Here is a 12,653-nt window from a genome sequence, read left to right on the forward strand (position 1 = left end):
AGTCCTATTTACAAATAAAACAGCTTATTTAAATGAAAAGAATCCTAATTATCTTATTCGTATTACCATTAATTTCCTTTTCTCAAAGTGTAAAGGGCACATTTTCACCAGCCGAAGATTTTAGTTATGCATTTCTCTACGAAGCCACACCAGAAAGTGCAAATTACGTCAACAGAGGAAAGCTTGATAGTCTTGGGAATTTTGAAATTAAATTAGACTCTACAGTAAAACCAGGTATTTATAAGATTGTATATGCCATTCCTCCAGAAGAAAATAATTTCGATTTTATATACGACGGAAAAGAAAGTGTGAGCTTTAATTTTAGCAATGACAAAGGCGTAAATTTCACAGAATCTGAAGAAAATAAACTTTGGAGTTCTTACCTAAAAAGTATTGCTATGGTAAACCAAACAATAAGTAATTATTACACTAAAGATAACTCAGATAAGAAAGGCTTCAATGCTATTTTTAAAACCCTGAACGACACCCAAAAAGCGTACGAAGAATTAGCTCAAGACAAATTAGTTTCTCGTTTTATAAAAGCCAACAGACCTTACATACCAACCAAATATGAAGATATCACTACCTATTCACAAAATCTTAAATCACATTATCTTAGCCAAGTAAACTTTAGTGATTACCTGCTACAGAGCTCGTCGTATCTAACAGATCGTGTAACGGCTTATGTGTTTAATATGGTTGAAAACCCAAATAATGATACCTACAAACAACACATAGACGATGTTGCTTTAGCTATTGGGAACGAAGATTTAAAAATTAAAACAACTCTTTTACAAGTCCTTTGGCAAAATTTTACAGCCTTAAAAAATAATACTGTAGCTAATTATATTGCAGACAGCTATTTATTAGAATTAGCTCAGAAAACAAATAACAAGGTTTTAGAAGATATGCTAATTTCTTATAAAAACACCTCAATAGGTGCTTTAGCTCCCAATTTTGACATCACATTAGATGGAAAAGAAACAAGCTTACAGCAATTAGAAGGAGCAGATCATTATTTACTAATTTTTTGGAGCAGTGCTTGTGGTCATTGCCTCAATGAATTACCCAAAGTAAGAGAACTTATTGCCAACAAACCTCACTTAAAAGTCGTTGCTTTTGGTTTAGAAAATGATAAAAGTAATTGGGAAACAGAAATAAAAAACTACCCAGAATTTATCCATAAAAAAGGATTAGGTAAATGGGACAACCCTATTGTAAAAACGTATGATATCTCAGCTACACCATCTTATTTTATATTAAATGCTTCTAAAATAATTGTAGCTAAACCTAATGATTTTGAAGCTTTAGAAGTTCTCTTAAAGACGCTTTAAAATCTTTAAAACAGCAATAATTATATTGTTTTTGTTTTTAATTGGCAATTCATGTATCAATTCTCATTTCAGAATTGATACATGAATCACTATATATTAAATGATCAAAACCTTATCTAATTAGTACAAATATAATCTAGGCTTAATTTAAAAACCTCGTTTAAAAGCAATATATTTCGTTATATTTGTATCTATTATAAAATTTATGATTCATTCTATAATAGATTCTGGTAAATCCATTCTTCATTTACCAATAACAATAATTACAGTAAAGACCAAGTATCTTAACCGTAAGACACTACAAGCCAAAGAAATAACATCTTTCACCTCTCAAAAAATTAAAAAATTAAATTTCCATAAGCATACATACGCACAATTAAAAAGAAGTATTGTAATATTCCTTTGTCATTTAAAAAAGACTGATAAAAAAACAACAACACAACTTTATAAACCTTTGATTAATTAGCTGAATGCTATATGAATATTGTTTTTTTATAATTAATTTCTATTCATTAGCAAATCCCTAAAACAAGAACACAATTTTATTAGTGTGATTATACATTTTTACATTTACCTACACTATTTGTAAAAACCGTCTTTCACATTTATACGTATATGTATACGAGTTCTAAAATATGTTGTCTTAAAAACTAATCCCTAAATAGTGTAAAAGGCTTTATCCCTAAACCTTTTACAAGAACATAAAATGAAAAAGAAAAACCCCAAATTTTACGTGGTTGGCATTGGTGCATCAGCTGGAGGCCTAGATGCTATTCAAAACTTATTTGATCATCTTCCAAGCGATACAGGAATGGCATTTATAATCATTCAACACCTTTCTCCTGATTTTAAGAGTTTAATGCCAGAATTGCTTAGTAAGCATACCAAAATGCCCATTTTCACGGCAGAAGACAAACAAACTATTAATCCTAACTGTATTTACTTAAATCAAAGAAGTAAAAACTTACATGTAAAGGGTTCTGAGCTTTATTTGTTAGACAAAGGCCCTAAACACAATCTTAACTTACCAATAGATATCTTTTTTCACACTTTAGGAGAAGAATATAAAGAACACTCTATAGGTGTAATTCTATCTGGAACAGGATCTGATGGTTCTAGAGGAATTAAAACTATAAAAGAAGGTGGAGGAACTATAATTGTTCAGGACCCTGCGTCTGCACAGTTTGATGGAATGCCTAATTCTGCTATTTCAACCAACACTGTAGATTACATTTTAAATCCGCAAAAAATAGCTGAAATATTACATAAAAATCCAACGAGCAGACCTCTGTTACAAGAAGATTTTAACAAACACCCCTCTAACGAAACTTTAATTAACGATATACTTACTATTGTTTATAAGCACTCTGGAATAGATTTTAGAGAATATAAAAAGAATACGCTTTTGAGAAGAATTGAAAAACGTATGAATATAAACAATATTGAACATGTGTTTGATTATGCTACCTTCTTATCAAGCAATGTTACTGAGCAACAATCACTTCAAGAAGATTTTCTAATTGGTGTCACTCGTTTTTTTAGAGATACAGAGGCTTTTAAAAGTTTAAAAGATAACGTTATACCAGAAATTTGCAAGAACAGAAATAGCGAAAGTACCATTCGTGTTTGGATTGCTGGTTGTTCTACAGGAGAAGAAGTGTATTCCCAGGCTATTTTAATAGATAATTACTTAAGAACGCATCAATTAAACCTTGATTTTAAAATATTTGCAACAGATATAGATCCAAGAGCACTTGCTATTGCTGGTTTGGGTGTATATCACGTAAATATTATAAATGAAATTGAAAAGCCATACTTAGATCAATATTTTATTAAAAATGGTGATAAAATTCAAATTATAAAACGCATTAGAGAAAAGATTGTATTCTCTAATCATAACCTAATTAAAGATCCTCCATTTATAAGAATGGATCTTATTTCTTGTAGAAATTTACTTATCTATTTTGATAGTAATATACAAAAAAAGGTAATGTTCAATTTTCAATTTGCCTTAAATCAATTTTCTTATTTATTTCTAGGTAATAGTGAGTCGTTAGGAGAAACAGCTAAACTTTTTAAAACCATAGATGTAAAATGGAAAATATTCCAAAACATTTCACCTGCAAAACAAATACCATCTCACAGCTCTAATTTAGATAGAATAACAACACTTGCTTATAAATACCCTGAAATACCAAGAAGCGTTCCATCTCTAAACATAAAGGAAAATCCAGAATTAATTTTTCATAAATATTTAAGTCAAAAATTTAGTCCAGCTTCTATTTTTATAGATCAAGATTTCAATATTCTATTTATAAATGGTGATGCAGGCAAACGATTATCACATGGTTCTGGCCTTTTTCAGAATAATTTATTAAAAATGGTAAATACTGATATCGCTGTAATTATTAGAAGCGGTATTAGAAGGGTTGAAGCCACAAAACAAGATATTGTTATTGAAGGCGTCATGAATGAAACGGCAAGTCAGACGTATTCTTTCGACTTGAACTTTCATCAAGTAAAAGACTATGATAATTTAAATAAATGTTATTTAATTGAATTTAGTAATGATGTAATTTTATCGGAAAGCATACCTTTAATCATAGATACTATTAATTTAGATGAGGTATCCAATCAACGGCTCGAAGACTTAGAAACCGCTCTTAAAATAGCTAAAACAGAATTACAAAATGCTATTGAAGAATTAGAAACAAGTAACGAAGAGTTGCAATCTTCTAATGAAGAGTTAATGGCATCTAACGAAGAACTTCAGAGTACAAATGAAGAACTTCAATCTGTAAATGAAGAACTGTATACTGTAAATACAGAAATGCAGGAAAAAAACAAAGAGCTTACCAATTTAAATAACGATATAACCAACTTACTGGACAATACGGCAATCGCGACGTTATTTTTAGATACAGATTTACGCATTAGAAAATTTACTCCTGCTCTTAAAGAGGTCTTTAATTTAGACGAAGTAGATCTAGGACGAACATTATCTAGCTTTACCTCTAATTTTAGAGAAGAAACAAGAAACTCAATTATTGAAGATTCTAAATTTGTTTTAGACAAATTAAAGGTCGTTGAAAGGCAAGTAAAAGATCAAAACGAAAATTACTACCTATTACGTATTAGTCCTTTTATTACTGCGAATAAAATAATTAATGGTGTTGTAATTACATTAAACAATATAAACAAACTTAAAGAAATAGAGCTTAAACTTGTTGATACAGGTATAAAATACCATAAATTATTTGAAAACCTTAATGAAGGTTTTATGCACGCAAAAATTATTACAAATAATAAAGGCGAGCCTATAGATTGGGAATACATTGATGTAAATCCTGCTTTCGAAAAAATAATCAATTTAAAAAATGACGATATTGTAGGTAAACGCGTTTCTACCATTCATCCGGATGTAAAAAATGATCCGAATGATTGGTTACCTAAATATGGAAAAACAGCACTCTCAGGTATAAATCAAACCTTTGAAGCCTATATTGCTTCTACAGATAAATATTATTTAGTAAATATATTCTCTCCTAAGGAAGGAGAATTTGCAGGTACAATTTCAGATTTCACAGAGCTTAAAAATAAAGAAGAAGCACTGAGTAAAAGTGAAGCGGAACTAAATAGAGTTCAAGAATTAACTCATGTAGGAGGTTGGTATCTAGATCTAATTACAGACAAAGTTATTTGGACTGAACAATTGTATAAAATGTATGGTTTAGACCCTAATTTACCACCACCAGATTATAAAGAACAGATTAAAATCTTTTCGAAAGACAGCTGGTTAACGCTATCTAATGCCGTAGAAAAAGCTCAGAAGTTTGGGACCCCTTATGAATTAGAATTAAACCTCTCTAAAGATAATGGAGATTTGGTATGGATTAAGGCACAAGGAGAAGCGGTAAAAAATAAAGTAGGCGATATTATTGCCTTAAGAGGCGCTGCTCAAGATATTACAAGACAAAAACTATCAGAATCAGAACTTATAAACGCGAAAAAACTAGCAGAAGAAGCAAATCTTCACAAAAATTATTTTCTCGCTAATATGAGTCATGAAATTAGAACACCAATGAATGGAGTTCTAGGATTTTCAGAATTATTAAAAAATGATAGTTTAACTAAAGATGAGCGTTTCAAATATCTTGAAATTATAGATGGAAACTCTAAACAACTTCTTAACTTAATAGACGATATTATAGATATTGCAAAAATAGAATCTAACGAGCTAAAAGTAACTTTTAAAGACTGTAACGTCTCTACACTTATTAAAAATTTAGAGATTACTTACAATCAATTAAAAATTGCAAAACATAAAAAAGATATTGACTTTAAAACTCATATCCCTGTTGAAGATTTACGTATTGTAACTGATGGACAACGACTTCAACAAGTTGTTTCTAACCTTTTAAATAATGCTCTAAAGTTTTCTGAAAAAGGAGAAATTTCATTTGGTTTTAATGTCAATGAAAAGGACATTAAATTCTTTGTTAAAGACAACGGAATGGGTATTAAGAAAAGTAAACAAATAGAAATATTTGAACGCTTTAAACAACTCAATTATGAAAGTAATGCCAAATATGGTGGTACAGGTCTAGGTCTTACTATTTGTAAAGGAATCCTAACACTTTTAGGAGGAGATATTAATGTAACCTCAGAAGAAAACGAGGGAACGTTGTTTGAGTTTACTATACCTATAAAATATGCGAAAGCAGATGCAGAATTAGAACAAGCTGTGTTACCTAAGAGAAAAGACTTTTTAAATAATAGAACCATTTTAATTGCTGAAGACGACTCTTTAATAAGACTATTATTTAAAATAGTACTTAAAGATACTGGAGCTCAAGTTTTATTTGCTAAAACAGGTAAAGAAGCTGTAGACATATACTCTACAACAGAAGGCATAGATATTGTCTTACTAGACATTAGAATGCCTGTTATGAGCGGTATTGAAGCCATAGAAAAGATTTTAAAAATTGATCCTAATGCTAAAATTATCATGCAAACAGCTTACTCCATGCCAGATGAAAAAGAAAAGTGTTATAAGAAAGGGTGCTTAGGTTTTCTATCTAAGCCAATTATTAAAGACGAGCTTTATGCAACCTTAAATAAATATATTAATATAGAAGACTAATCTATTTTATAAACAAGTTATAATTTAACTCAAAAAGTCAGCTCAATGAGCTGACTTTTTTTTTAAAAAACCAATTTAAATTATCATATAAAAAAAACACTCATCCAAATCAAGTTCAGATGAGTGTTAAGAAGCTAAATAACCAACCAAATTTAGCTTCTTGTATTTTCTCTAGTATTTTCTACTTTCTTAGTTTTACGTTTACGTTTTTTTAATCGTTCTTCTGTTTTATCAGATTTTCCTTCTTCTGCAGATTCTCTGTAATAAGCAATGTAATTACGACCGTTAAACTTATAAACTGTTCCAGAGTTTGAATGAAACAACTCTATCTTACTATCATTAATAACGGTGAGTTCGAAGAATTCATTGTCAAAGAAATCATAATCTAATGTTAATGTTTTTAGATACATATTTCCAGAGACATCTCCCACTCCATAATCCCCTGTAAAATCCCAAAAAAGATTATTGATATTATTTACACCAGCATCTTGAGAACTTCTAAAGGTATCATCATTACCTCCTGATAAAAACTGTAAATAGTTTTCGTTATCAAAATCATTTAAAGCACCAAAATTACTCGTATATGTTTTTTCCCAAGCTTCGTATTCTTGTAAGAAATAATGGATATTATCATAAAACACATAGTCGTAATCGAAATTAGATTTCTGATAACCATTTAAAAAGTAAGATGTATCGTTAAATGGATTGTATAATTCAATGGTATTATTATCTATCTGGTAAACATCAAAACTATCAAAACCATCAATAATGTGGTTTACATCCAAAATCATATCATAAGCATTATAACTTCCTATTTCTACACCGTAACCATTTCCTTGATTTCCAATTCCAACAAGGTTATTATTAGCATACATACGACCATTAATAAAAGATACTGTAAACGCTATTTGTAAAAACGGTGTTTCGCTATAACCTTGGGTAGCGTTAATATCTACGTACCATAAATCATAAGAATTTAATAACTGATTTAACGAAATTGTAGGCTCATCTATATAAGCTGTTTCCTCTACATAACATGATGTAAATAATGTGGCAACAAATGCAAATCCTAATAGTAGTTTTAAATTTCTCATAATCTAACGGTTTTAAGGTTATATGAGTGTAGTTTCAAAAGGCGTGCCAAAATATCGATGATGTATGGTCTTAAATTAGTATCAATGCTTCCAATAAGAACCTTTTATAAAAAGAAATTGGTTCATTTGTAAAGAACAATCCTTTAAAACTATATTATGAAAAAGAAAATTACCCTCTTATGCATTAGCCTTTGTGTTGCATTAATTTGTGAAGCTCAAACCGTAGAATGGCACCAAAAATTTGGTGGGTATTCAGAAGACGTAATGCTATCTGTTGCAACAGATAATAATGACAATACTTATACAACTGGTTATTTTGCAGAAACTTCTACTTTTGGCACAGTTACCTTAAGCGGTTTAGGTTTCTTTAATGGGTTTGTAACAAAAACTGATAGCGCTGGAAATGTCTTATGGGCAAAATCATTGGCTCAACCAGATGATAGTGATATTGACCCTTATCATTCTGTAATACCTAAAAGTATTTCTGTAGACTTAAATGGCAATGTCATTATTGTCGGTTATTTTGATGCTGGAGAATTTGATGCCAATCCTGGTTCTGAAGAATATATTCTAAGTTCTACAAATTATGAAATGTTTATTGTAAAATTAGATACTAATGGAAACTTTATCTGGGCAACTTCTTTTGGAGCAACCGATGATTCTTTTGAGAGTATAACTGATGTTGGCACAGACAGTAATGGAGACATATATGTAACAGGATATTTTAGTAGTACAATATCAATTGCTCATGCTGCAGGAACTTCATCTATTACAAGCAGCGGATACTCTGATATATTTGTTTTAAAATATGCTTCTGAAGGTTATTATGTTTGGATGTACAGTGCTGGAGGTACAGACTTTGACTTGGGTATGAGCATAGATGTAACACCAACAGGTGATTCTTATATTACTGGGCAATATAGAGAAACGGCTACTTTTTACACGCCTATGTTTGGTCCTGGTGCAATTACCCTAAGTACTACCGCTAACTACAGAGGTTTATTTGCTCTAAAACTAGATGCATCAGGTAATTACCAAAATGCAATTAAAGTTGGCGAAGCCCAATCTGAATGCATCGGAACTGCAATTGCTGTTGACACTAATAATGACGCTTATGTAACTGGGTATTATGGAGGTGTTTTAACATCTAATGAAGGCACCACGGATCAATTAACCATTGATTCTGATGGCAATTATGAAGCTTTTATTGCAAAAATTAACTTCACTAATGAAAACACCGTTTGGATTAAAGAGATTGATGGAGGTACAGAATCAAATTTTGGTTACGGCATAGATACAGATTCTAACAACAATGTTTATGCTACCGGTTTCTTTAGTGCATCAATAACAGTTGGTGGTTACACACTAAATAAACAAACTACCCATATTTTTGATAGTTATTTATTAAAAATAAATAGCTCAGGAGCATTTATAGGAGCATATCAATTTGGAGCTCTAAACGCAATAGAGACTCAACCTATAACCGTAGACACTAATGACAATATTATAGTTGCTGGATCCTTTAGAGAAACTGCAGATATTAGTCCTTTTTCAACTGAGAACTTACAAATTACATCTTCTGGATTTAGAGATAATTACCTTTTTAAAATTGCCCAAGGTAATTTATTAAGCATAACAGATAATAGCATTAACAATACCCTTAAAGTGTATCCAAACCCTGTAGATGACATTCTTTACATAACTAGTCAGCAGCCAATACTTTCTGAAAACTACACCATTTTTGATGTAAACGGTAAATTAATTTTATCAGGTAAATTACTATTTAATAATGAAATCAATATCAGCCATTTAAAAGGTGGATTTTATTTTTTATCATTAAATGAAAGTTATCAAACTTTTAAAATTTTAAAAAAATAATAACTAAAACAGACATTCTTGAGGTAATTTTTGGATTCAACGCATAACCTTTCTATATTCGAAGTATGTATAGTTGGGAAATGTTTATCGATTTCTTTTTAATCGCAGGAATGTCTTTCTTAGCGTTCTTAATTCTTATACTTATAAAATCTAAAGTTCATTTTTCAAAAACTATACTGAACATATTTTTTATAAACGCCTTTTTCTTTTTACTCTATTACTACTCTTATCTCCACAAAATTAGAATTACGGGAGGTATTGCTATACTTTTTGGTCATGGAGTTGGTTACCTTTTAGGACCCTCTTTTTTGTATTTGGTTAAATCCTTAGTGTTTTCTAAAGAGAAAATTTTAAAACCCTATCTAAAGAGTCTCATTCCTTTTGCCTTAGTTTTTGTGTTTTGTAATGTGCCACTATTCATTGCAATGACTACAGATTATTTTGATAGTTATCACAACCTTTATATTACATTAGAGATTCCATTTAATATCTTAGAAAATATATTCATCATTTTTTACATTTTTAAAACGCTTAAATTTTTAAATCGTTTAAAAATATCCATACAAGAAAATTATGCCAATCTATCGTCACAAAATCTTCAGTGGTATAAACATTTTATAATTGGATTTTTAATCATTGTGATTATAGATTCGCTACTTAGTGTTTACGAATTCTTTTTTACAGTAGATTTATGGAATATTGGTACCGTTATCGCCTTTATGTTATTCTTCCTATATCTTTATTTGGGTTATAAGGGATTATATCAAGCTCAAATTCTTATTCCAAGCTTTCTATTAGACCAATTAGATGAAACTCAAACATCTTTTAAAGATCCTATTTTAGACACTGATACTACAACAGAAAAGGAAAAAACAATAGTTAGGCAACTCGATAGCTTAAAGCCTCTAGAAATTGAAAATTTAAAACAAAAACTACACGTACTTTTAACAGAAGATAAAGTGTATCTCAATGAGGATCTTAATCTAACTCAACTTTCCGAGTACATGGATATTTCTAACAAAAAACTATCTGAATTACTAAATCATCATTTAAATACTAATTTTTACGATTTAATTAATGAATACCGCATTAATGCCATTAAGCAACGATTTGAAAATGGTGATGCTGAAAAATACACTATTATTTCTATAGCCTATGATGCCGGTTTTAAGTCTAAAGCCAGTTTTTATAGAATTTTTAAGCAAAAAGAAGGGATCTCACCCTCTAATTATAATAAAAAATTTCAGGAAGTATCCTAAATATCTTACCGCACTTTAAGAGACAATACTTAGTCCTTTAAAACTAAATTTCACATTATTTTGACTATTTTTGATATAGAAAAATGACACAATCACTATGAGTGACACCACAAAATATGCTGTATTTGGCGCAGGAAGTTGGGCAACAGCCATTGTAAAAATGCTTTGCGAAAATTTAGATGAAGTTGGTTGGTACATGCGAAGTGTTTATGCTAAGGAACATATCCTAAAAGAAAAACATAATCCCAGTTATTTAAGTTCTGTAGAGTTTCATACAGAGCAATTAAAACTTAGCAACGATATTAACGAAATTGCAGATTGGGCAGATGTCCTTATTTTTGTGATTCCATCTGCGTTTATGCATTCCGAATTAGAAAAACTCACTACAGATATTAGTAAAAAGACTATAGTTTCTGCCGTAAAAGGTATTATGCCAGAAACCGGAAAATTAGTTGGTGAGCATTTTCATGATGCCTATAATATTCCTTTCGAAAACATTGCAGTTATCGCTGGTCCTTGTCATGCAGAAGAGGTCGCACTTGAGCGTTTATCGTATTTAACCATAGCTTGTGACGATACTAAAAAAGCACAAGCCATAGCAGATAATTTAGCAAGCGATTATATTAAAACAAAAACTAGTGACGATGTTATTGGCATTGAATACGCAGTTATGCTAAAAAATATTTACGCTATTGCTGCTGGAATAGCTCATGGTTTAGGCTACGGAGATAATTTTCAAAGTGTATTAATGAGTAATTCTATTCGTGAAATGAAGCGTTTTATTAAAAAGATGCATAAGATGAAACGTAATATTAATAACTCGGCTTATTTAGGAGATTTATTAGTAACGGGTTATTCTGTATTTTCTAGAAACCGCATGTTTGGAAATATGATTGGCAAAGGCTACACCGTAAAATCTGCACAAATGGAAATGAATATGGTTGCAGAAGGTTATTACGCCACAAAAAGTGCCTTTGAATTAAACAAAAAGAATAAAAAGAAAACGCAACTCCCTATAATAAATGCAGTTTATGATATTTTATATGAAGGGAAAGATGCTAAAAAAACATTTAAAAAATTAGTTGATAAGCTGGATTAACTATCGCGTTACCTAAAGGTCGGGATTTCCACTATATCTTTTGAAAAAAAACAAAAGGATGCCGTTTCAATTGTGAAACACTCACGAATTCATATTTAATAAAATAGAATATATGAGTAATCCCTAACGCACCAACTTTGCAATCTTTAGTTGACACTGTTTAGTTATTATCAATACACAAAGAGATTCTGCCTTCGCAGGAATTTTATTTTACCAAAACACCACGCAATTGCATTAATGGAATAGTCTGTAAAGCCCTATCATTAATCGTGTTTTTTCTGAACAAATAGGTTTTATCAAACATTTTATTGCCTTCAAAAAACGTGATTTTAAATTCGTTATTCAGCTCTAAAACTTTTTCCTGTAAATATTCAATCTTAGCGTAACTTCTTGCCGGCAATTTAGAAAGCGTATGACGCATTGGAGGCGTCATTTTCTTATCTGTGTAACCTTGAGAAACAATTAAAACCGTTTCTAGGTCTTTATCAGTATTGTTAATGATATAAGCATTCCAGTCTTGAGTTTTATATTCAATATGCTCTTCTTGCACAACGGCAACATAAACATCTTTAACTTCTGGAATTTCAATATCTTTCTTCATGCTGCAAAAATACAAATCTATTTAATACAGAAAAGCAGATTCTATCTCTAAAATCTGCTTTTCGTTTTCGTAATTGTGGTTAAATAAAGACGTCTTAATCTTCAATTTATTTTTCTAGAGCAAATAACTGTAACTCATCACTAATAATATTCTCCGTGATATTGTTAATGTAATTACTAATTGATTTTGATGCTTCAGGAGCACTTTCAATAGTACATTTTACAAATTGCTAATAGGTGTGTTTT

The 12,653-nt window shown here is 30.3% G+C and carries 7 protein-coding genes; 5 read left to right on the top strand and 2 right to left on the bottom strand.

Annotation, left to right across the window (positions count from 1 at the left end; genetic code table 11):
* Positions 1–32 precede the first annotated feature (32 nt).
* Both HM981_RS04020 and HM981_RS04025 read left to right on the top strand, forming a co-directional pair.
* On the top strand, positions 33–1,334 hold the full coding sequence (locus HM981_RS04020) for a TlpA family protein disulfide reductase (RefSeq protein ID WP_179337288.1): 1,302 nt from the start codon (positions 33–35) through the stop codon (positions 1,332–1,334).
* A gap of 706 nt (positions 1,335–2,040) precedes the next feature.
* A complete protein-coding gene (locus HM981_RS04025; protein WP_179337289.1) occupies positions 2,041–6,477 on the top strand; it encodes a chemotaxis protein CheB in 4,437 nt (1,478 codons plus the stop codon).
* A 152-nt stretch (positions 6,478–6,629) separates the two neighbouring features.
* On the opposite strand, the gene HM981_RS04030 is transcribed toward HM981_RS04025, so the two are convergent.
* On the bottom strand, positions 6,630–7,571 hold the full coding sequence (locus HM981_RS04030) for a nicotinic acid mononucleotide adenyltransferase (protein ID WP_179337290.1): 942 nt from the start codon (positions 7,569–7,571) through the stop codon (positions 6,630–6,632).
* 156 nt (positions 7,572–7,727) lie between these two features.
* Here HM981_RS04030 and HM981_RS04035 point away from each other — a divergent pair, with 156 nt between their 5' ends.
* The 3 genes from HM981_RS04035 (at position 7,728) to HM981_RS04045 (ending at position 11,807) form a co-directional block, all read left to right on the top strand.
* Positions 7,728–9,449: a T9SS type A sorting domain-containing protein gene (locus HM981_RS04035; protein WP_179337291.1), complete on the top strand. Its 1,722-nt coding sequence runs from the start codon at positions 7,728–7,730 to the stop codon at positions 9,447–9,449.
* Between the two features lie 65 nt (positions 9,450–9,514).
* Positions 9,515–10,708 (top strand): helix-turn-helix domain-containing protein, encoded by a 1,194-nt coding sequence (locus HM981_RS04040; RefSeq protein WP_179337292.1) that lies wholly within the window; start codon positions 9,515–9,517, stop codon positions 10,706–10,708.
* A gap of 97 nt (positions 10,709–10,805) precedes the next feature.
* Positions 10,806–11,807 carry an NAD(P)H-dependent glycerol-3-phosphate dehydrogenase gene (locus tag HM981_RS04045; protein ID WP_179337293.1) on the top strand — a complete coding sequence of 334 codons (1,002 nt, stop codon included), beginning with the start codon at positions 10,806–10,808 and terminating at the stop codon, positions 11,805–11,807.
* A gap of 205 nt (positions 11,808–12,012) precedes the next feature.
* On the opposite strand, the gene HM981_RS04050 is transcribed toward HM981_RS04045, so the two are convergent.
* Positions 12,013–12,408: a hypothetical protein gene (locus HM981_RS04050; protein WP_179337294.1), complete on the bottom strand. Its 396-nt coding sequence runs from the start codon at positions 12,406–12,408 to the stop codon at positions 12,013–12,015.
* Between the last annotated feature and the right edge of the window lie 245 nt (positions 12,409–12,653).

Origin of the sequence: Winogradskyella ludwigii, assembly GCF_013403985.1 — a bacterium.
Taxonomy (GTDB): domain Bacteria; phylum Bacteroidota; class Bacteroidia; order Flavobacteriales; family Flavobacteriaceae; genus Winogradskyella; species Winogradskyella ludwigii.

Excerpts from the sequence above, each read along its gene's own strand:
- HM981_RS04020 (WP_179337288.1), top strand. The coding sequence starts at position 33 with ATGAAAAGAATCCTAATTATCTTATTCGTATTACCATTAATTTCCTTT.
- HM981_RS04025 (WP_179337289.1), top strand. The coding sequence starts at position 2,041 with ATGAAAAAGAAAAACCCCAAATTTTACGTGGTTGGCATTGGTGCATCA.
- HM981_RS04030 (WP_179337290.1), bottom strand. The coding sequence starts at position 7,571 with ATGAGAAATTTAAAACTACTATTAGGATTTGCATTTGTTGCCACATTA.
- HM981_RS04035 (WP_179337291.1), top strand. The coding sequence starts at position 7,728 with ATGAAAAAGAAAATTACCCTCTTATGCATTAGCCTTTGTGTTGCATTA.
- HM981_RS04040 (WP_179337292.1), top strand. The coding sequence starts at position 9,515 with ATGTATAGTTGGGAAATGTTTATCGATTTCTTTTTAATCGCAGGAATG.
- HM981_RS04045 (WP_179337293.1), top strand. The coding sequence starts at position 10,806 with ATGAGTGACACCACAAAATATGCTGTATTTGGCGCAGGAAGTTGGGCA.
- HM981_RS04050 (WP_179337294.1), bottom strand. The coding sequence starts at position 12,408 with ATGAAGAAAGATATTGAAATTCCAGAAGTTAAAGATGTTTATGTTGCC.